Raw genomic sequence first — 21,920 nt, forward strand, 5'->3', positions numbered from 1 at the left:
CCTGCTGCCATTGCCCGGAAATCATACGACCGGAAACCATAAACATAAAATTGGTCCAGCCCCCATGTCACAGACGATGCCAAATGAAACCTCTTATCCGGTGCCCAGCCTCTCCGGTGCCCGCGCCTTGATGCGACGCAACTACCGGGTTGCCGAGCCTGAGCATCTGGAGCGGGTCAGTGCCGAACTCGACCGGGTGCGGAGCCTGCGCAGCCGGATCAATGAGCGGGCGCGGTCGTTTGTTGAGGGCATGCGCGAGGGTGAGCATCAGGGCGATGTGTTTGACGACTTCATGAACGCCTATGACCTCTCAACCCGCGAGGGTGTCGCGCTGATGTGCCTCGCCGAGGCATTGCTGCGCATCCCCGATGCCGATACCGCGAACCAGTTGATCAAGGACAAGCTCGGGGCCGGCACCTGGAAACGGGTCGGTGAGGAAGCGGGCGGGTTGTTCGTCAATGCCTCGACCTGGGCGCTGATGCTCAGTGGCCGGGTGCTGCGGGCGGATCATGCCGATGAGGATGAGGGGACGGTATTCGATCGCATGGTCGCACGGCTCGGCCAACCGGTTATTCGCCGGGCGATGCTGCAGGCCATGCGGATCATGGGCCGACAGTTCGTCATGGGCACGACACTGACCAAGGCGCTGGAGCGTGCCGAGCCGGATGAACGCAAAGGCGTGCGCCATTCCTACGATATGCTGGGTGAGGCGGCGCGGACGGAAGCCGATGCCCAGCGCTATTTCGATGCCTATAGTGCGGCGATTAATACCCTGACCGAGCATAATGCCGTCGCTATTTCCGATGGCGTGCCGGTAACGCAGGTGCCGGGCATTTCGGTCAAGCTCTCGGCGATCTATCCGCGCTATGAGCAGCGGCAGGCGGGGCGTGCGGTCCCGGCGCTGGTCGAACGGCTGACCAAGCTGGCGGTGCTGGCGAAACGGGCGAATATCGGACTCTGCGTCGATGCCGAGGAGGCAAGGCGGCTCGATATCTCACTGGATATCATCGAGCAGGTATATAAAAGCCCCGAACTCGAGGGCTGGGACGGTTTCGGGCTGGCGGTACAGGCCTATCAGAAACGCGCGCTTGATGTGATCGACTGGCTGATTGCCTTGGGCGAGCAGGGCGGACGGCGGATCATGGTTCGGCTGGTCAAGGGGGCCTATTGGGACAGCGAAATCAAATGGTCGCAGGAAGGTGGCTTCGATGATTACCCGGTCTTCACCCGCAAGCAGCATACTGACCTGTCCTATCTCGCCTGTGCCACCAGAATGCTGGCCCGCCGTGATGTGCTCTACCCGCAATTCGCCACCCATAATGCCCATACGGTAGCGGCCATTCTGGAACTGGCAGCAAGCATGCCCGAGGGCGGGAATGAGAGTTCCTATGAGTTCCAGCGACTGCACGGCATGGGCGAAGACCTCTATGCCGAGCTGGCTGGCAGCAATCAGCCCATGCCAGCCTGCCGCGTCTATGCGCCGGTCGGCAGCCATGAGGATCTGTTGCCCTATCTGGTCCGCCGCCTGCTGGAGAACGGTGCCAATACCTCATTCGTCAACCGGCTGCAGGATGCCAAGTTGCCGGTCGAGCAGGTGGTCCGCGATCCGCTGGAACTGCTGGAACAGTCGAAGGGGCAGCCCCATGCCAAAATCCCGCTGCCGCCTGCGCTCTATGGTGCGGAACGGGTTAATGCCAAAGGACTCGATCTGGACAATGTGCTGCGGGCAACAGCCTTGCAGGATGAGGCCGAAGAGGTCCTGAAGAAGCAATGGCAGGCTGATCCGCTGATTGATGGCAAGCATATCAAGGGCGAGATGATGCCGGTTGCCCTGCCATCGGATTTACGCCGGACCGTTGGCCAGAAACATTATGCCGCCGCCTCTGATGTGCCGGGAGCGGTGGAGGCGGCGCGTGCAGCCTTCCATGGCTGGCGCAATCGTCCGGTGGTCGAGCGTGCCGCCTGTCTCGAGCTTTTCGCTGACCTGATGGAAGCCAATATGGGGCGTCTGATCGGTCTCTGCGCTGTTGAGGCGGGCAAGACCTTTGATGATGGTATTGCCGAGGTGCGCGAAGCAGTTGATTTCTGCCGCTACTACGCCATTCAGGCACGGACCCTGCAGCAGCCGATGATCATGCCCGGTCCGACCGGTGAGGTGAATACCCTCTCGGTTGAGGGGCGTGGGGTGTTTGTCTGTATCAGCCCATGGAACTTCCCGCTGGCGATCTTCACTGGGCAGGTGGTGGCGGCACTCGTCACCGGCAACTGTGTGATCGCCAAACCGGCGGAGCAGACCTGCCTGATCGCGGCTGAGGCCTGTCGTATGCTGCATGAGGCCGGTATCCCGCGTGATGTGCTGCAACTGCTGCCCGGCAGTGGTGGTGAGGTCGGCCAGGCGCTGGTCAGCCATCCGGGTATCGGCGGTGTTGCCTTTACCGGCTCGACCGAAACCGCACGGGCAATCAACCGCGCGCTCGCCAACCGTGAGGGGCCGATTGTGCCGTTTATCGCCGAGACTGGTGGGCAGAACGCCATGATCGTCGACAGTACCGCGCTGACCGAACAGGTGGTGGATGATGCAGTGATGGGGGCTTTCCGCTCCGCCGGACAGCGCTGCTCGGCAACCCGCGTGTTGTTTGTGCAGGAAGAGGTGGCCGATCATACGATCAAAATGCTGGCCGGGGCCATGGAACTGCTCAAGGTTGGTGAGCCGCTGGCGCTCGACACCGATGTTGGTCCGGTCATCGACCGCGATGCCCAGCATATGCTCGAGGCCCATGTGAACCGCATGAAGCGTGAGGCCAAACTGGTTGGCGAAACACCACTGGACCCGAAACTGACCGAGCACGGCACCTATGTGGCGCCCATGGCCTTTGAGATCGACCGGCTCGACCGGTTGAAGCGTGAGGTCTTTGGCCCGATCCTGCATATCATCCGGTACAAGCGTGACCGGCTCGATGAGGTGATCCAGACCATCAACGGCACCGGCTATGGCCTGACCTTCGGCGTTCATACCCGTATCGAGCGGCTCGCCCGGTCGATCTGCCGTAGAATTGATGCCGGAAACACCTATATCAATCGCAATACGATTGGCGCCATTGTCGGGGTTCAGCCTTTCGGTGGCATGGGCCTGTCCGGTACGGGACCAAAGGCGGGTGGCCCACACTACCTGCATGCGTTTGTGACCGAGCGCCATGTCTCGAACAACACCACGGCGGCGGGCGGCAATACCAGTCTTGTAACTCTGGATGATGATGACGCTGAGTAAACGGCGGCGTCGCCCATGGCGACCGGTAAGCTGGATTTTGTTCGGGATCGGTGTGGTGGTGGCCTTGCTGCTGCTGGCATGGCCGTTCTATGCGCCGATGCTGGTGCGGCAGTTGCTGGCGGCATCAATCCCCGATGGCTGGAATGTATCATTCGACAATCTGCAGGCCGATTTCCAGACCAGCCGGTTCACCGGCGTGCATCTGGATACACCCTATGGCCTCAGCCTTGATCAGGCGCAGGTTCTGGTCAGCCATCCATGGCAGGGTGGCTTGCCGACATTGCCGCTGGTTACGGTCGAACTGATCGGTGGCACGCTTACCTATCAGCCAGTCAGGACTGACAACGGAGAGGATGAGGCGGGCGGCTGGCAGCGCTGGCTCGATATCGATCTGCCTGCACCGGACATTCTGCCGATTGCCGCTGTAACGATCAGCGATACCCGGGTCAGCATCCCGGACCAGATGGACGGCACCATCAATGCAGCCATGACTGCAGAGGCTGGCGGCGAGGTGACGCTTGCCTTTGACGCCAGCGAAACGCTGCCCGCGAGCGGCGAGGCGGTGATCCTCTGGGATGCGGATAAGAGCCTGACCGGCAAGCTAACCCTTAATCAGTTCGAGCATCCGCTTGGCAGTGCCATGGTACAGGTTGATGCCCTCGATCTCGACCTGACCATTCCCGAAGGCAATATCGCTGCCGCTGATGGCAGGCTCGCCGGGCACATCGGCAGGATAGAGATGCCCCATGAGCCGGGCGATAACATCACCCTGCGTAATCTGGAGCTGGCCGGGTCGATCAGCAATGTCGATGGCAACTGGGCCTTGTCCTTGAACGGCAATGAGGCTGATCCGGTCGCAATCCGCCTCACCGGTCAGGTGCCGGAGGGCGATGATCCGGTGGTGCCGTTTGATCTGACGGCTGATGCTGCCCTCGCACCCTTTGCGCCGCTATTGGCCGGGATCAGCAAGGGACAGGCCAAGCTGGGGGCAACCGGCAGCTATGTTGTGGTTGATCAGGCGGTTTCTGCCACATGGACGCTGGTGGCACAGGATGTGGTCTATCAGGACAGAGTCACGCAGGGCAGTGCCAGCCTTGGCGGCGCGCTTGCCATGTCCGGGGAGGGCCAGACGCTATCCGTGAATGCGGGGGCAAGTCTGGCGGCGATGCTCAAGACTGACAACAGCCGGATGTCAGCGCGCCTGAACGGTCCGGTTGAACTCGATATACGCCAATGGCTGACGACCGGGGCGCAGGCACTGGATCGCCTCGATCTCACGCTTGAATATAAGCAACCGGGTGCGCAGACCTATGGCCTCGGCCTCGCCGGTGATCTGGCGGCGGAGCAGGGGCAGTACCGGTTCAAGGGACGGTTGGTGCCGCATATGGGGGAACAGGCGCTGTTGCCGCTTGAGACCGAACTGAGCGTCGTGCCCCACGATGACGGCGTGATCTCCCTGCAGTCGCAATCACGGATGCCGGCGCGCGAGGGATTGCCGGCAATCAGGCTCAACGGTACCTACAGGCCGGAAAATGGTCGGTTTACCCTGACGCTGCCAAAAATCAGCCTCGCCATCACGCCCGACTGGTTCGGTCGCGGCCCGGCCAAATTGCCGATTGCGGTGCAGGATTGGGTTGGCAGTGCCGAGGGCAGGCTGGATATCGCGCTCTCCGCCAGCGGTACGACGGCCAGACAGAAGGCCGATATAGCGCTGTCCGGTGATTTCGATGCGATTGAGATATTCGGGCTGGCTGGCCGTGATCTGAGCTTCAGTGATGAATTTTCCTATGACAGCGGTAATGGCCATGCGGTCAGCAAGACACCCGCTGCCCTGTCATTCACCGATCTGCAGGTGGCCGAAGGCTACAGCCTGAAGAATATCGCGACCGGTTGGTCATGGGGTGGCGATCACCTGTCGATGATGCCGCTGACCGCCGATTTCCTCGGCGCCGATCTGGTCACCACAGGGTTCGATGTGATTCTTGATAAGCCGGAGTTCAGTACCCGTTTGCAGCTGACCGGTCTCAAACTCGGTGCCTTCACCGATCTGCTCGATGTAAATGGCCTGTCAGCCACCGGCACCATGAATGGCGGGGTAAATGTCAGTTATGCCAATAACTTGCTGACGTTGTCTGACGGCAGTTTTGTTGCCGATGGCGGTGCCCTGAAGTATCTTGCCGGCCTCTCCGAAGGACAGGTGGCGGAACAGGCTGCACTAGCCTTTGATGTGCTGGAGAATTTTCAGTATGACAGTCTTGCGATGTCGCTGAATGGTGCCCTCGGGGGCGAACAAACAGCAACATTGCGTCTGGTTGGCCGTAATCCCGCCGTATATGACGGTTATCCGGTTGATCTGAATATCAATCTTAGCGGTGCTCTCGATGCCATTGTCCAACGCAGCCTCGATGCTCTCTCAATCCCTGATCGGCTGGAAAAGCAACTCCGCCTCCAGTAGCCGCCGGGTACTCTGGCTGGTTCTGCCTGCAATCATGCTTGCGGCCTGCCAGCCAACCGTTAAGGTGCAGGCACCGGACAAGCCGATCGAAATCAACCTGAACGTCAAGATCGAACAGGAAGTTCGTGTGAAGGTTGAGCGCGAAGTTGATGAATTGTTTAAAGAAAATCCGGGTATCTTCTGATGATGAAAACAAGCTTTTTTACCCGTCGCCGGTTTAATGTCGCTGCCCTGTTTGCCGCTGTTGCACTGGCCTTCATGCCGGTTCTGGCACAAGCGCAGGTAAGCCTCGAGGACGCTCGCAGTCAGGAACTGGTTGGTGAGAACCGTCAGGGACTGCTCTCGGCGCTGGTCAATCGTCCGGATGTGATCCAACTGGTCGAGAGCATCAACCGCGAACGGCTTGAGGCGTACCAGTCGATTGCCCGCGATGGCGGTATCCCGCTTAATCAGGTGCAGGCCATCGCTGCGGAGAAACTCTACAGCCGTCTGCCCGCAGGCTCGATCCTGCAGGGTGAAAACGGCCAGTGGGTTCGCAAGTAACCGGTTGGTTTATGGGGCAAGGCACGTCAGATGTTGAAACTGCCATCCTGGCTTGCCGCGCCGGTCACGCCGACTGAAACCAATATCAATATTATCCGGGCATTGGCGGTCAGTTCGGTGTTTTTGCACCATGCCTATGCCTATCTCGGTGTCAAAACCCCGATTTTCGGTATGGCCGGTGGCCTGATCGGCGTACTGCTGTTCTTTCTGATCAGCGGCTATCTGATTGGCAAGAGTGCCGAGAAACATGCCTTGCCTGACTATATCCGGCACCGGTTCTTCCGTATCTATCCGGCCTTTATTACGCTGTTTCTGGTGATCGGCTTTGCTGTCGGGTCACTGAAAATCTCAAAAATCGCCGAAGATCCGCTCGGCTTCCTCAGCTATCTGGTCATGCTCCAGCATCTGTTCCCGGAAAAGCTGATGCGGTTTTCCACCCTGCATGTGGAATGGACCCTGACCATTGAGGTGCTCTGGTATGTACTCGCCCCGGCGGTTGTGTTCCTGCGCCGTCCATGGGCATTGGCGGCATCCGTCGCGCTGATTGCCGTGTCCTTCCTCTGGTATTATCTGGCGCGCAGCGGCGATCTCGACCCGCTCTATGGTGGCAAGGCGGTGATGGATGCCATTCACCCGGCCTATCAGGTGCTGTTTATCCAGTCGGCCTTTCCGGCGCAGATCGGCTTTTTCATCGCCGGTTTTCTGGTCTATCGCTATTACCGCTATCTGCGCCTGATCCCGCTGCTACTGCTCATCTGCGCGGTGCCGTTTGCGTTTCCGGAAGTGCCGCCCTTTGCCCATCACGGGGTTAATCCGCTGGCACCACATGGGCTGGCGATGGCAGCACTGCTGGTTCTGCTGTTGCGTCTGCCTGCTTTGCGCAGCCGTCTTATTACCTGGCTGTCCGATATCAGCTATTCGATCTATCTGCTCCATGCCGTGGTCATGGTGGCGATCGGGCTGCATTATGGCTGGAAGGGTTGGGGCGCGTTCGCTGTCGCCTGTGCTGCAACGCTGCTGCTGTCGAGCCTCAGCTTTATCCTGATCGAGCAACCGGCCATGCGCTATGCCCGGCACCGCGATTGGCGACAGGCGCGTCCGACACCGCTGGCAACCGTCATGGCATGGATCACCGGCACCAGACAGCCGGTGCCGTTCCCTGCCGTCAACAAGCCTGCGGTTTCATAAAGTCGTTTCGCTTACGGGAACGGGCAGTGCTGATAGGTGACCAGCATGAAGCTGCGTGGTCCCTCACTGAACGCAAAACGATGCTCGTCATCGCCGCGCACTTCCCGATGGGTAATCGGCAGGGTGCCGGAGAATTTGATCTCGCTGCCATCAATCAGCTCAACCGTAATATCAAGCGGCTCTGCCGGGTCATACCATGACACCGGGTTGCGTTCCTCATCCACATCGGTATCGCCGGTGGCAGTGATCTGGAGCGCCCCGTTATTGAAGCTGACGCTGCTGCCCGGCATATCGGACGGGGTGAGGCGGGTGGTCGGGCGGAAGCGCTTCACGTCAATGCTGTCGCAATCATCCTGCTCATCGACCCGCTGCAGAACATAGAGCAGGCGGTCGAGCGGGATGCCCGCATCCAGCCGCTGTCCGGCGAGGCGCGCGACCTCGAGAATGTCGTCATTTGGCACATCGGCGCGATACTGCGTCTCCAGCTCTTCATAGGCGCTCTTAGCCTCGTCGGCTGCAGCCTGCACCTGTGCGAGACCGGTGACGAGGTCATTCTGCGCCTTGTTCAGGGTTTCGATCTCCGCCTTCAGCGCATCCTCGCGGCCAACCTGTTCCTGTCGCCCGAGATAGAAGCCACCGGCAACCGATCCGCCAATACACAGGATGAAGAAGAAGGTCAGCAGGCGGCGCTTGGTGCGGCGGCGTTCCTGTTGGCGGCGGGTCTCGAATAATCCTGACATGGTACGTATGCTCTATTGGGCTTTTAAGGGGCCGTGTTCTACTGGGTTGTCATCGGGAACAGCATTGGGGTCATGGCCGAATAGGCGACCCACAATAGGAAAACCAGCGGCGTTCCACCACGGATAAAATCGATAAACCGGTAGTTGCCCGGCCCCATGACCAGCAGGTTGGTCTGGTAACCGATCGGGCTGGCGAATGAGCAGTTGGCTGCAAGCACGACGGTGATGGCAAACCCGAGCGGGTCCATACCAAAACCCTCGGCGAGGCTGACGGCAATCGGTGTGAACAGGACCGCACAGGCATTGTTGCTGAGCAGGTTTGTCGCAATCGCGACAATCAGGAACAACAGGCTGGCCGTCACCGCCGGACCGGGCTCGCCGGAGATGGTGAAGAAGCCCTGAGCCAGAAACTCGGCGGCACCGGTATATTGCATGGCAGCGCCGAGGGCGAGGGAGGCCGCGACGAGCAGCACGATCTTCCGGTCGATGGAGCGGATTGCCTGACGGATATTCAGACAGCCGAGCAGGATCATGCCGGTCACGCCGAGCAGGGCGGCAACGGCAATCGGCAGCAGTCCGAATGCGGCCAACCCGACCGTCATCAGGAACACGGCAATCGCGTGCTTGGCCCGACCGGGTACCGGCATGTCGTAGAGGCTGCGGGCAAGGACCAGCAGATCGGGATCGGGATCGAGTGTCTTGAGCATATCCCGGTTGCCCATGATCAGCAGCACGTCACCGGCCTGCAGGCGCATGTCCGGCAGACGGCCGCGCATCATCCGCGCGCGACGTTGGATACCGAGGACAATCCCGCCGAAACGTTCGTTCCAGTTGAGCTGATCGATTGTCCGGTCGGCGAGGCGGGAGGCCGGGGCAATCATCACCTCGGCAATCAGGCGCTCCCGGCCCAGTTCACGCAACCGCTCGGTTTTTTCGGCGCTGAGGGTGTCTTCGCCATCGCTGTTGCTATAGCTGCTGTCGCTGTCGGAGGGTGCAACCGCCTGCGGGATCAGGAGATCACTGGCGGTGGAGGATAGGACCTCTGACAAGGCATTGCGGGTTGCCGCGACGATCAGAACGTCACCGGCACGAACCTCATACTCATCGAATGGTGGGCCGATGACGATATAGCCGCGATGCACCTGCCGCAGGGTAATATCGGGCAGGCGCTCCAATTTGCCATTGACGCATTTGCTGCCGATCAGGCTGCTGTCCTCGGTCACATCCAGTTCGGCAATGAACTGCTTGCCACTGCCGGTAAATTCAGCGGAGAGTGAGCCGCGATTGGGCAGCAGGCGCGGCAGTACCAGCACAACATAGACAAAGCCGATAATGGCCAGCACCGAGCCGGGCAGCAGGAACGCGAAAAACCCAATGGCGTCATAGCCGAGATCGGTGAGCGAGCTTGAAACCAGCAGGTTGGTGGATGATCCGACCACCGTGGTCATGCCACCCAGAATGGCGGCATAGCTGAGCGGCATCATGATCGTGGTCAGCGGCTTTTTCGCCTGAACCGCCAGTGTCTGCATGATCGGGATAAAGATGATGACCAGCGGGGTGTTGTTGAGCATGCCACTGATGGTCAGAACGATGCCGAGGGCAATCAGGATGCCGATCATCGGTGCCCGGCTCGATGTCGCCTCAAGCAGCCTGACACCGGGGCTGAGGGCATTTGTCTGCACCAGCCCCTGACCGATGATCAGCAGGGCGACCACCGCGACAAGGGACGGGTTGGCAAACCCGCTCAACAGGGTCTGGGTCGAGAGCAGGTTGTTGCCCTGATCATCCAGTACCGGGAATAGCTGGTAGAACACCAGCAGCACCGTAATCGTCACCATGGCGACGACCTCGAGAGAATATTTCTCCCAGGCGAAGGCCACCATGACGGCAAACAGCATTGCAATCACAACGGCAATATGGATCGACGGATCGAGGATCATGAGGGCGGGATATCGTTGCTGTTTTGGGTGGCTGGCTCGTCACGCGGAACAGGCACCGCAACCGGGCCTGTATGGATCAGCCTGAATCAGGATCATGCCAGATTAGGGATCGTCTCTCAGGAAGTCGAGACCGAAACTCGGTGTTTGGAATTCGCCGAGATTTTTCAGTGCAAAACGGAAGAAGATGGAATCACCTTCCTCGATACCATCACGCAAGGTGAAGTCGCGGCTGGCCTGTACCGAGAACACGAAACATTCGTCCTGATAGGTAAGGAACAGGCCTGTTTGCAGTGAACCTGCCTCGGCCCCGAGATCGCGTCGATGGAAGCCACCGGCAACCCAGTTGTCGTCGAATTGCGATGAAGCGGTGAGGAACAGCTGCTCCCGGTCATCGACAATGTCGGTTGCCTGGATGCCTTCGCTGAACAGATAGGTACCGCCCAGATACAATTCCGGGATACCGCCATTGAAGCTGACCTCATGGCGACCGGAGCCAAAATCGGTACCGTCAAAACGGAACAGGTAGTTCACATCGGCATAGCCATGGGCCGACATGCGCAACCCACCGACAATATCAGAGCTGCGGTCCTCAAGGCCGGAATTCTGCGGCAGGACAGCATCATCGCTGAACCGGTAGGACTGGCCTAGGAACAGCTTGCCGATCCCGGCATCGTTTTCCATCGCAAACCGGGCGCCATAGACAACCCGTGTGCCGCTCTCCAGCCGGTCTTCACCGGGGAAGCGGTTGTCGCTGAACAGGTTGGAGAAGTCGAATTCGATCGTAGTGCTGTCCTCATTCGGCAGATCATTCTGGTGATCGTCGATTTCCGGTGAGGCGATCAGCGAGACCATGGGTTCGATGGTCTGACGGAAGCCCCAGGCATTGCGCACCATGGGATAGCCAAGCGTCAGCTGGGCCTGTGGCAAAATCCGTGTGTCGGTATCGTTGTTGTCGCTGGAGATAATATTCGGGTCGCTGTAGAGGTCGTTGGCGAAATAGGCATCAGCCCGCAGGCTGAGGTCCATATCAGCCACCAGACCGGTGTCGGAGATCATGCGCCGCCGCCATCCGGCCTCACCGGAAACCCGCGTGCTGTCAACGCCGGAACTGCGGGTCATGCTGCGCAGGCCCAGATCAGCCGACCAGCGCCCGCCAAGCATTGCGCCCGGATCGCCAAGCAGGTTCCACTCGGCCGATGGAATGACCAGCGGTTCATCCTCCATCACGCCGGGGCGAATATCCTCGAAATAGAACGCCTCGATATTGGCGTAGTCGCGGCGCTTGAAATACTCGGTATAGAGGCGGTTCTCGAGAATATCTTCATCCGAGATATTGAACTCGCGCAGATAGGTGTCATCACTGGTGATGTCGAGATCGAGACCGGTCCGCCAGTTGTTGGTCAGGTCAAACCGCCCAGTGCCTTTCAGATGGCCCCGGAAGCTGTCATCAACCGTTCGACGATTGGCGCCAACGCCTTCCTGACGGTCGGCATTGGAAATGCTGCCGGCAATCTCCAGATCACCGAAGCTGAAGCGCTTGCGGAACTCACCGCCAAGGGCCGGGCCGAGATCGGTGGTGATGATGGTATTCAGCGTGGCATCGGTATTCTCATCGATGCCGATGTAATATTCGGCGGTGACGAAGGTGCCGAGATCGCTGTCGCTTCCGAAAGAACTGCTCAACAGGCCGGTGCGCTGGAACACGGTTGGATCGGGATGGGCGAAATAGGGGGTATAGAATATCGGGACGCCGAAAAACTCGATGGTGGCATCGCGGTAGATCAAGTCTTTGGCGACCCCATCATGCACCACCCGGTCGGCGCGCAGTTGCCAGAGTGGCGGGGCTTCCGGGTCTTCCTCACACAGATCACAGGGCGAATAGACCGCCCGGTTCAGCACGGTTACCTCGCCATCATATCGCTCACCAGAAGCGGATGCGAGGCGGCTGTCATCATCGAGCAGTACCCGCAGGCGCTCGGCAAAGCCCTCACGCAGATCACCGGTCAGCTCGAACTGGTCGGCGAACAGGACATTGCCATCTTCCTGGGTCAGGGTGACATTGCCCTTGGCGGTCGCCACATTGGCCTTGCGGTCAAAGGTGACCTCATCAGCCGTCAGTACCCGGTTGTCGCGGATGATCTCGACCGAACCACGGGCAATGACGAAGCTCTCGTTCTGTTCGAAAATCAGCTCGTCGGCGGTGAAATAGATCGGCGTTTCGCCATTGCCGTCGCTGAAGCTTGACTTCTCCTGTGCCGCCGCAAGGGATGGCACGAGTAGCAGGGCACTGAGGGCAACACCGGCGAGCAGGCGGTGAGTCGATTGTGCGAAAACAGGCCCGCCAATCATGTTGGGCAAGGTTTTCTGCTGCGTTGCGCGCAAGGAGAGAAGCTGTTTTCTGACGTGCATAGTGGGCGATTGTGTCGCGGCAAGAGGTGCCAAGGTCAACCGGTTTGGTGTGAACAGGAATTACCAGTGACGTCGTGATGCCTTAAAACCACGAATAATTCAATCCATACAGCAACTTCGCGACAGAAGTTCTGGCAGAAAACATGAATTGCGGGGGTAAGTCAGCGCATAAAGGCCGGGACGTCGTCACCAAAACCGAGGACATTGTCGTCCGGCTCGTCACGGCGACGGCGATTGCGGCGATTGTTATCATTGTCCTGCCGCTCCGGCTTGGCTGCAGATTTGGTTTCCTGTTTCGCCGGTGCAGGCTCTTTTTTTGCCGCTTTTTTGGGCTTGGAGGCCGCTTTCTCAACAGGCTTCTTGGCAGGCTTGTCGCCACTCTCGTCAACTGAAAGGCGAGGGATCTCACCACCGGTCAGTTTCTCGATTGCTTCGACGTATTTTGCTTCATCAGGCAACGCAAAGGTGAAAGCCCGTCCGGTCATGCCGGCGCGACCGGTGCGCCCGATCCGGTGGACATAATCCTCGGCATTGAACGGCACATCGAAGTTGAAGACGTGGCTCAGTCCCTTGACGTCGAGGCCGCGGGCGGCAACGTCGGAACAGACCAGAATGTTGATCTCGTCATTCTTGAATTTCTGCAGGGTCTCGGTTCGCGCACTTTGCACCATATCGCCGTGCATCTGACCGGCGGCATAGCCAGCCTTGTCGAGTGCCCGTTTGACGCCGTCGATATCACGCTTGCGGTTACAGAAGATAAAGGCGTTCTTGATCTTCTCGTCGGCGAGAATAGCCAGCAGTTTCTTGTTCTTCTGCCGTGGGGCAACTTCCACCAGATGTTGCGCGACATTTTTGGAGGTGCTGGCTGGTGGTGCGACCGAGACCTCTTTCGGGGTCATCATGAAGCTGTTGACCAGACGACGGATTTCCGGCGCCAGAGTAGCCGAGAACATGAGGGTCTGGCGGCGCTTGGGCAGCAGGCCGACGATTTTCTCAATGTCCGGGATGAAGCCCATATCCATCATCCGGTCACATTCGTCGATGACCAGCAGTTTGATATCGGAAAGCAGGATACGGCCCCGATCAAACAGGTCGAGCAGGCGGCCCGGTGTTGCGATCAGTACGTCAACGCCGCGATCGAGCTTCTCGATCTGCTCGTTCATGGAGACACCACCGACCAGCAAGGCCTTGGTCAGGGGCAGGTATTTGCCATATTTGTCGAAGTTCTCGGCCACCTGTGCCGCCAGTTCACGGGTCGGGGCGAGAATGAGCGAACGTGGCATCCGTGCCCGGGCACGTCCGGTCGACAAGATTTCGATCATCGGCAGGGTGAAAGAAGCGGTCTTGCCGGTACCGGTCTGGGCACAGCCGACGACATCCTGTCCCATCAGGATCGGCGGGATCGCTTTGGCCTGAATTGGGGTAGGCTCGGAATAGCCGGATTCCACGACCGCGCGTAAAATCTTCTCGTTAAGACCAAGCTCTTCAAAATTCATGCGAAACGCATCCTTGCAAACCGACCTGTTCGGGTTCGGTGATGACCGCCAAGCGGATCGGAAATCAATGGAAAACAGCGAGCAATTCTGACTGTGTCATCGCTCGTTAAGGGCGAAACATCGTTATTTTGCGGCGCAATGTCAAATCGCGCCTGTCTTTGTGCAAAAGAAATATTGGCCTTATGCACTGGCACAATATGCAATCGGCGCCGTGTGGGGCGCCGATTGTCGTTATAAATCAGATCGTTAGTAGTAACCTGTGAAGCCGGGGCCATCGCCACCACCGCAGGTATTGAGGCGTTCGCATGACAGCGTTGTGTGGTAGCGCGTCTGGTCATAACGACGGTCTTCCTTGGATTGATCGCCCCCCAGATGCTGGTTGGTCGGGAAGGTCATGCTGAGCGAATTGGAGATGGCTCGGGTGAAATCCCGATCACGAACACTGTCGATATCAAACCGCTCGGTCGTCGCGCCAGTAAGGTATTCATTGTAGCGGCAGAAGGCGGTGCGGATGACGATACGCTTGTCATAGGCCGGGATGGTCGGCACCTGGGCACCAGCACAAAGCTCATGACCGGTGACAGACACGCCGGGGTTGAACACCATGACAAAGCGGTATTGCGGGCGTGCTGCCTCGCCGGGGATATTGCGGTTCCATATCTTGGGCTGGAAGTAGAATTTCGGACCCGGTTGCTGATCGGTCATGATCTGGGCGGCGACAAGGTCAAAGACTTCCTTGTCCATATTGAACGGATTGCCGAGGATCTCGGTATTCACGTTGCGGCGGGCCATGGTGTAGTTATCCCAGATACCGGCATAGCCCTTTTCATTGGCCTGATAGCTCAGCGGGTCGATATAGGTACGTGAGGTTCCGGTTCCGTAACCAGCGCCGAGACAGCCGGATAGCCCGACAGTCGCAACAATGGCTACGCATAGGGTGCGTAAGCGCATGTTCTTGCCTTCCCAATTGTCATGCTGACGCGAGCCACGCGCCAGCGGTGTGTCTGACACCAGTGGACAATTGGTCAGGGGGCATCTCAATGATGCTGTGGACAGTTCTGTGGATTAGTTCAGGCCCGTGATACGAAGTTGCCACAGGCGATTGCGGCGCTATCAGGTCAGGGGTTCCGGTGGCGCAGTCATGAGGGATCGGGCAGGGATCGCTTGCTGTCCCATCTCTGAAATTTCAAAAAATCCTAGCAATCAGAAGGGCTTGAAGTCTGAATCCAGCGGGTCGTCTACGACCGGATTGGTCGGCGGCAGGAGCAGGGTGGTCATCTGGCCGACGAGTTTTCCGGCCTTTGCCGTGGTAATGCCATCGGCACCGCCGAGATGGGCGAGCACCTCGGTCAGCAGCTTCGAGCCGACGCAGAATACCATTTTAACCGGAATCGAGCCGCTCGATTCGCTGGTCGTCGGGCGCTTCCCGGCGGCCATGGTCCGGCACAGGTTGAGACCGGTAATCGGCGGTTTGGCATTGAAAATCAGGCCGACACGGTAATTATCCCGCGCTTCGTCATCGGGCATGGTGGTGAAGTTGATATAAGGCCCGAAATGCTTGCCCCGCATGGCAATGGCCATGTTTTCGGCAAAGTCGGGATCATCGACGCCGGGCTCGAAGGGATTGCCGACCACCACCACCTGCATGTCGCCACCACCGGCGGCATAGCCCAGCTGGCTTGGCTGATAGGCAGGTTGGACCGAGGCCGCACCGATCTGGGTCGTGTTCTGGCAGCCGGTCAGGGCAAGCAGGCCAACAACCAACAGGCAGCTTGCTGCAAATGGCCGGAACATAAGTGGCCTAAACATCAATTTCCTCGACGAACCGGGCATTCTCCTGAATGAAGCGGAAGCGGGCATCGGCCTGCTTGCCCATCAGTTCATTCACCAGCGTCGTGGTGGCCGGATCGGCACCAACCGGCTTTGGCGCATCGGTCTCGATCTCATCCATCGCGGTCTGTGGGATATAGACCCGCATCATCTGACGCTTGTCCGGGTCCATGGTCGTGTCTTTCAGCTGTTTGGCCGGCATCTCGCCGAGACCCTTGAAGCGGCTGATCTCAACCTTGCCGCGCCCGGCAAACACGGTGGCCATCAACTCATCCTTATGGGCATCGTCACGGGCATAATGGACGACACCACCGCGGGCGAGGCGATAGAGCGGCGGCAGGGCGAGAAACAGGCGACCGGTTTCGATCAGTCCCGGCATCTGCTTGTAGAAGAAGGTCATGAGCAGGGAGGCGATATGCGCGCCGTCCACGTCAGCATCGGTCATGATGATGATGCGTTCATAGCGAAGGTCTGCCGGATCGAAATCCTTGCCAAGTTTGCAGCCCAGCGCCAGTGACAGGTCGCTCAGTTCCTGATTGGCCTTGAGCTTGTCGACCGAGGCGCTGGCGACGTTGAGGATCTTGCCGCGCAGTGGCAGGACGGCCTGAGTTTCCCGGCGACGCGCCTGTTTGGCGGAACCACCCGCACTGTCACCCTCGACGATGAACAGTTCGGTACCCTCGGCATTGTTCTGGCTGCAATCGGCGAGCTTGCCGGGCAGGCGCAGACGCTTGGTGGCGGTCTTCCGGCTCGTGTCTTTGGCTGCACGGGCGCGCAGGCGTTCCTCGGCGCGCTCGACAATCGCATCAAGCAATGGCTTGGCAGCAGCCGGATTGGCCGACAGCCAGAGGTCGAACCGATCCTTGATGGCGTTATCGACCAGACGGCTGGCCTCGGCACTGGCGAGTTTTTCCTTGGTTTGGCCCTGGAAATGCGGATCGCGAATGAACAGAGACAGCAATATCTGTGCGCCGTTCATCACATCATCACTGGTGATCTGTGATGCTTTCTTATTGTTGACCAACTCGCCGAAACCACGCAACGAGCGGACGAGGGCGGTACGCAAGCCGCTCTCATGGGTACCGCCCTGCGGGGTCGGGATGGTGTTACAATAGGTGCTGGCAAAGCCTTCACCACGCACCGGCCAGGCAACCGCCCATTCTACCCGGCCCTTATCATCGGCGAGGTCGGCCTGACCATGGAACGGCTCGGGCGTAATCAGCGGTGTTTCGCCGAGATTGGCGATAAGGAAATCCATCAACCCGCCCGGGAAGTGCAGTACTGCTTCCGATGGTACATCAGAATTGGCCGGGAGCAGTTCAGGATCGCACTGCCAGCGGATTTCGACACCTTTATAGAGATAGGCTTTTGAGCGGGACATCCGGTAGATGCGCTCGGCCTTCAGCTTGGCACCCGCGCCGAAAATCTCGGCATCGGGATGGAAGGTGACAGTGGTACCGCGCCGGTTTTGTACTGCGCCGACGCTTTCCAGTGTGCTGACCGGTTTGCCACGGCTGTATTCCTGCCGCCAGAGCTGGCGATCACGGGCGACTTCCACGGTCATCTTGTCGGAGAGGGCGTTGACCACGGAGATACCGACACCGTGCAGACCGCCGGAGGTGGCATAGGCCTTGCCCTCGAATTTACCGCCCGAGTGCAGGGTGGTCATGATGACCTCAAGCGCCGACTTGTTCTTGAACTTTGGATGCGGGTCGACCGGAATGCCGCGCCCGTTATCGCTCACCGTGATCGTACCGTCTGCCGCCAGCGACACCTCGATCCGGTTGGCGTGACCGGCAACCGCCTCATCCATGGAGTTGTCGAGTACCTCGGCGAACAGGTGATGGAGTGCCCGGTCATCGGTGCCGCCGATATACATGCCCGGACGCCGTCTGACCGGTTCAAGGCCCTCAAGGACCTCGATTTCGGCAGCGGTATAGCTGTTTTCGGCTGTGGCTTTGTTGGCAAATAGATCGGACATTTTGGTTTCTGCTGCTTCGCGGTCTTGCGGGTTCTTCGGTATCGGCTCTTATCTTGATGCTGGTTCTTTATAGTCTATAACGCCGGATCAGGGAGACAATCTCATATGGGCTTTTCCATGGACGACTTTAAAAAGAAATTCCCGGACGGTCCGGCGCTGCGCACCATTGCCATGCCTGCCGATACCAATCCGAGTGGCGATATTTTCGGCGGCTGGCTGCTGTCGCAGATGGATTTGGCGGGCAGTGTCGTTGCAACCGAACGCGCCGGGGGCCGGATTGCTACCGTCGGCGTACAGGCCATGACCTTCCACAAACCGGTTATGGTTGGCGATGATGTCATCTGCTACGCCGAGATCATACGCGTCGGTCGCACCTCGATTACGGTTCGCATTACCACTTTTGCCCGGAATCGGGTCAATGGCGATACGGTCAAGGTGACCGAGGGCGACTTTACCTATGTGGCGCTCGGTGAGGACCGGAAGCCAAGGCCGGTGCCCGAGGCCGACTGATCCTGATCCCTCCGGCCGGTCAGACAGGTTTCCGCCGTATGTCACCATCTGTTATGCCCGGGCAGCCGCTGCCCAACCGGCATCCTGCCGTGAGCTGACACTGGTCCGCACCGCTTTCTGCACCGGACGCGCGACGCGCTTGGTCTGGCGTTTCAGATTCGGTGACTGGCTGCGGCTCTTCACGCTGACATGCAGTTGCTTGGCCGCCTGTGACAGTTCCTCCAGCCGTTTGGCGAGGGCGGCAAATACCTTGTCGCTGCTGGTGTGCAAACGGCCCTCGGTTGCCAGCGCTGCCTGATCGGCAACCCGGCGGTCGAACTCGGCGATCTGGGTGTGCAGCATACGTGCCTGCAGACCGATGCTGCGGCTGAACCGACCAATATCCTGCCAGTTGTCACCGATAAAGCCGGGTGGATTAATCCGCAATGCCCGCAGGTCACTGGCCGTCTGGCCAGAGCGGGTCGTGGATGCCAGTCGGGCAATATCTGCACGCTCGGACAGGGCGAAGGACAGGTTCAGTGCTTCCTGATTGAGCGTCTGGGCGAGGCTCTGTGCCCGGCGCTGACGATCAGCCCAGGCAACGCCAAGGCTGTTGTTCACGCTGCGTCGCTCCCATGGCCAGATACCCTGATGCCAGCGATAGGCCTGTGCGGCCATGGTGCCGAGCCCGGCGATGAGCAGGGCCAGCAGACTGCCCCAGAGCAATGCATAGCCGCTGCCGCTGTCCTGTGGTGCGACGGTTTCTGTTTCCAGTGGAACCGTGCGTGGTTCTTCACCCGGCGGGGTTGGCAGATACATCTCGCCATGCTCCTTGGCGGCGCGGTGGCGCTGGATGATGTCATCGAGGTGACCGATCAGGCCGAGCAGCATGCTGTTATGTGACTGCTGGGCGCTCTTGTCCTCAAAACCGGGTAGGGTGGCGGGTAGTTCGACGCCGCCATCAAGGGAGGCGACCTGTGGTTGCGCCGAGAGGATGCCGGTCTGGTGATCATCAGGCAGGGCGCGCAGACCGAGGGTGTTGAAGCTGACCGCATCAAAGGCCGATTGGCCAATGCCTTGTTGTGCAGGCAAGTCCGGCGGAACAAAGGAGCTGCCGACAGGCTCGGGTGCGCCGGCCATGGGCACGGCACCAAGCATGCTGATGTCAACTGAAGAGCCATCATCAAAGCGGATGATCGGACCGCCGGAAACCGCCGGTCGGGATGAACCCGTATTCATAGCCAATGGCTTCGGCGCCGGTGGCGCAAGCGAGGTTGGTGCGGCGGTAATCTGGCGATCAATACCGGCGGTATGGGTCGGGATCGGGCCGGTCTCATTGCCCCAGAGGCCGAGATCGGCACGGCGTGCCTGTCGTTCGGCATCGAGATAGAGATCGGCAACCGGGGTGCCGGCAACCTGCTGGCGGTCAACCAATGCCCGACCGGCATCGAGCAGGGCTAGCGCCAGGTTCGGATACAGATCGGTGCCACAGGCGGCAAGGGTGATGCCGTCTGAATCCATACCGACGGTGACACAATCCACCGGGTTGCCCTTGGTCAGGCGGATCAGATCGGCTGAAGCCTTGGTCTGGGCGGCGCGCTCGAGCGGAACAATGATGCCGTGCAGGCGCAGATCGTAACCCTTCACGGTGATCATGGCCGGGCCGATTACTTCGGCGATGCCCTTGATCTGCATGCCGGCCGAGACGGTATTCGAGGCACTTGCCTCTACCGGCATCCGCGGGGCGGCCTGCGGGTCCATGGTGCCCAGATACGGGTTATAGGCCTGTGCGGATGCTGCCGTCGCCATGGAGAAAGCCATGGCCGAGGCAAGCAGGCTGGTACGGGCCGTCGCCATCATGCGCGCTGGCAGGCGGGCAGGGAGGCGGGGTGGGGCAGCAGGTGCTGAAAAAATCGACGCCATTGATCGTGTTACCATAGAGAAAATGACCCAGTGGGTGATGCCCGAGGCTACAATATCTTGTGGTTGCAACGAATTTTGATGCGCTAAATCCTGTGGATTACTCGATCGAGTTTTTCCCGGAAGTGCCTGTTTTCAGGGTTTTTCAGGCACGAAAAAGGGCGGTCATCGCTGACCGCCCCTGAACGAGTGATGTTTTTAAATCTTTTAAAAACAGACGCTTAAACGCTGTAGTACATGCTGTACTCAATCGGGTGTGGCATGGTTTCAAACGCTTCCACTTCTTCCATCTTGAGCTCGATGTAGCCTTCGATCTGTTCCTTGTTGAAGACGTCGCCTTTGAGCAGGAACTCGTGATCTGCGGCCAGCGATTCGAGGGCTTCGCGCAGGCTACCGCAAACGGTAGGTACGTCGGCCAGCTCTTCCGGTGGCAGGTCATAGAGGTTCTTGTCCATGGCATCGCCAGGATGGATCTTGTTCTGGATGCCGTCGAGGCCAGCCATCAGCATGGCTGCGAACGCCAGATACGGGTTTGCGGTCGGATCAGGGAAACGAACCTCAACGCGCTTGGCTTTCGGGCTGGTCACGTATGGGATACGGCAGGATGCAGAACGGTTACGTGAAGAATAGGCCAGCAGAACCGGTGCTTCATAGCCTGGGACCAGACGCTTGTAGCTGTTGGTTGAGGCGTTGGTGAAAGCATTCAGTGCTTTGGCGTGCTTGATGATACCGCCGATGTAGTACAGGGCGGTTTCAGACAGATCGGCATAACCGGAACCGGCGAAGGTCGGCTCGTTGCCTTTCCAGATCGACTGGTGAACGTGCATACCGGAACCGTTGTCGCCGAAAACAGGCTTCGGCATGAAGGTAGCGGTCTTGCCATACGCGTCGGCCACATTGTGCACGACATATTTGTACAGCTGCATGTTGTCAGCGCACTTCACCATGGTGTCGAACTTGATACCGAGTTCGTTCTGAGATGGTGCAACCTCGTGGTGATGCTTCTCGACCGGAACACCGATGCTGGCCAGAACGCTGACCATTTCGGCGCGGAGGTCAGACATGCTGTCAACCGGGCCAACCGGGAAGTAACCGCCTTTTGGACCAGGGCGGTGGCCGAGGTTGCCGTCAGGGAATTCGCTGCCGCTGTTGTATGGGCCTTCTTCAGAGTCGATCTTGTACATGACATGGTTCTGATCGACCTTGATGCGAACATCGTCAAAGACGAAGAATTCGGCTTCAGGACCGAAGAACGCGGTGTCACCGATACCGGTAGAAGCGAGATAGGCTTCAGCCGCCTTGGCGGTGGAGCGTGGGTCGCGGGAATATGGCTGACCGGTTGATGGCTCATATACATCACAGAAGATGTTGAGCAGTGGCTGGGCCGCAAACGGGTCCATATGAGCGGTGGACAGGTCAGGGATCAGAATCATGTCTGATTCATTGATCGCCTTCCAACCGGCAATGGAGGAGCCGTCGAACATGATGCCTTCGGTCAGAAGGTCTTCATCAACGGTGCTGACATGTTGGGCGGTGTGCTGAAGCTTGCCGCGTGGATCGCTGAAACGAAAATCAACGTATTGAACATCATTCTCTTCGATCATCTTCATGATCGCTTTTACGTCTGCCATGGTGGCCTTCCAATCCTTGATTGTTGACGA

The 21,920-nt window shown here is 59.1% G+C and carries 15 protein-coding genes; 6 read left to right on the plus strand and 9 right to left on the minus strand.

Annotated features, from left to right (window positions below):
* Positions 1 to 76 precede the first annotated feature (76 nt).
* From CBB62_08200 to CBB62_08220, 5 genes are read left to right on the plus strand one after another with little or no spacing between them, the layout of a single operon-like run.
* A complete protein-coding gene (locus tag CBB62_08200; protein ID OUT42714.1) occupies positions 77 to 3,268 on the plus strand; it encodes a bifunctional proline dehydrogenase/L-glutamate gamma-semialdehyde dehydrogenase in 3,192 nt (1,063 codons plus the stop codon).
* A complete protein-coding gene (locus tag CBB62_08205) occupies positions 3,249 to 5,723 on the plus strand; it encodes a hypothetical protein (protein ID OUT42252.1) in 2,475 nt (824 codons plus the stop codon). Before CBB62_08200 ends, CBB62_08205 begins: the two co-directional genes overlap by 20 nt.
* Complete coding sequence (locus CBB62_08210) at positions 5,674 to 5,907, plus strand: hypothetical protein (protein ID OUT42253.1); 234 nt, start codon at positions 5,674 to 5,676, stop codon at positions 5,905 to 5,907. The genes CBB62_08205 and CBB62_08210 overlap by 50 nt, the downstream gene beginning before the upstream one ends.
* On the plus strand, positions 5,907 to 6,266 hold the full coding sequence (locus tag CBB62_08215) for a hypothetical protein (protein ID OUT42254.1): 360 nt from the start codon (positions 5,907 to 5,909) through the stop codon (positions 6,264 to 6,266). Before CBB62_08210 ends, CBB62_08215 begins: the two co-directional genes overlap by 1 nt.
* Before the next feature lie 30 nt (positions 6,267 to 6,296).
* On the plus strand, positions 6,297 to 7,454 hold the full coding sequence (locus CBB62_08220; GenBank protein ID OUT42255.1) for a hypothetical protein: 1,158 nt from the start codon (positions 6,297 to 6,299) through the stop codon (positions 7,452 to 7,454).
* A gap of 11 nt (positions 7,455 to 7,465) precedes the next feature.
* On the opposite strand, the gene CBB62_08225 is transcribed toward CBB62_08220, so the two are convergent.
* The 7 genes from CBB62_08225 to CBB62_08255 all read right to left on the minus strand — a co-directional run bounded on the left by CBB62_08225 (position 7,466) and on the right by CBB62_08255 (position 17,850).
* On the minus strand, positions 7,466 to 8,194 hold the full coding sequence (locus CBB62_08225; GenBank protein ID OUT42256.1) for a hypothetical protein: 729 nt from the start codon (positions 8,192 to 8,194) through the stop codon (positions 7,466 to 7,468).
* A gap of 38 nt (positions 8,195 to 8,232) precedes the next feature.
* Positions 8,233 to 10,134 (minus strand): hypothetical protein, encoded by a 1,902-nt coding sequence (locus CBB62_08230; GenBank protein ID OUT42257.1) that lies wholly within the window; start codon positions 10,132 to 10,134, stop codon positions 8,233 to 8,235.
* Between the two features lie 102 nt (positions 10,135 to 10,236).
* A complete protein-coding gene (locus CBB62_08235; GenBank protein OUT42258.1) occupies positions 10,237 to 12,543 on the minus strand; it encodes a hypothetical protein in 2,307 nt (768 codons plus the stop codon).
* A gap of 161 nt (positions 12,544 to 12,704) precedes the next feature.
* A complete protein-coding gene (locus CBB62_08240) occupies positions 12,705 to 14,039 on the minus strand; it encodes a DNA helicase (GenBank protein ID OUT42259.1) in 1,335 nt (444 codons plus the stop codon).
* Between the two features lie 246 nt (positions 14,040 to 14,285).
* A complete protein-coding gene (locus CBB62_08245; protein OUT42260.1) occupies positions 14,286 to 15,050 on the minus strand; it encodes a hypothetical protein in 765 nt (254 codons plus the stop codon).
* A gap of 192 nt (positions 15,051 to 15,242) precedes the next feature.
* Entirely contained in the window at positions 15,243 to 15,833 is a 591-nt protein-coding gene (locus CBB62_08250) for a hypothetical protein (GenBank protein OUT42261.1), read from the minus strand.
* Between the two features lie 7 nt (positions 15,834 to 15,840).
* The gene (locus CBB62_08255; GenBank protein ID OUT42262.1) at positions 15,841 to 17,850 is read right to left on the minus strand and encodes a DNA topoisomerase IV subunit B; all 2,010 of its coding nucleotides are present in this window, start codon (positions 17,848 to 17,850) and stop codon (positions 15,841 to 15,843) included.
* Positions 17,851 to 17,955: 105 nt separating this feature from the next.
* Between CBB62_08255 and CBB62_08260 the strand changes: the two genes are divergently transcribed.
* Complete coding sequence (locus tag CBB62_08260) at positions 17,956 to 18,360, plus strand: acyl-CoA thioesterase (protein OUT42263.1); 405 nt, start codon at positions 17,956 to 17,958, stop codon at positions 18,358 to 18,360.
* A 51-nt stretch (positions 18,361 to 18,411) separates the two neighbouring features.
* Here the strand turns inward: CBB62_08260 and CBB62_08265 are convergent, their stop codons facing one another.
* Positions 18,412 to 20,262: a hypothetical protein gene (locus CBB62_08265; GenBank protein ID OUT42264.1), complete on the minus strand. Its 1,851-nt coding sequence runs from the start codon at positions 20,260 to 20,262 to the stop codon at positions 18,412 to 18,414.
* Positions 20,263 to 20,480: 218 nt separating this feature from the next.
* On the minus strand, positions 20,481 to 21,890 hold the full coding sequence (locus tag CBB62_08270; GenBank protein ID OUT42265.1) for a type I glutamate--ammonia ligase: 1,410 nt from the start codon (positions 21,888 to 21,890) through the stop codon (positions 20,481 to 20,483).
* Positions 21,891 to 21,920: the final 30 nt, after the last annotated feature.

Source organism: Micavibrio sp. TMED2 (assembly GCA_002168225.1).
In the GTDB taxonomy this organism is placed as follows: domain Bacteria; phylum Pseudomonadota; class Alphaproteobacteria; order TMED2; family TMED2; genus TMED2.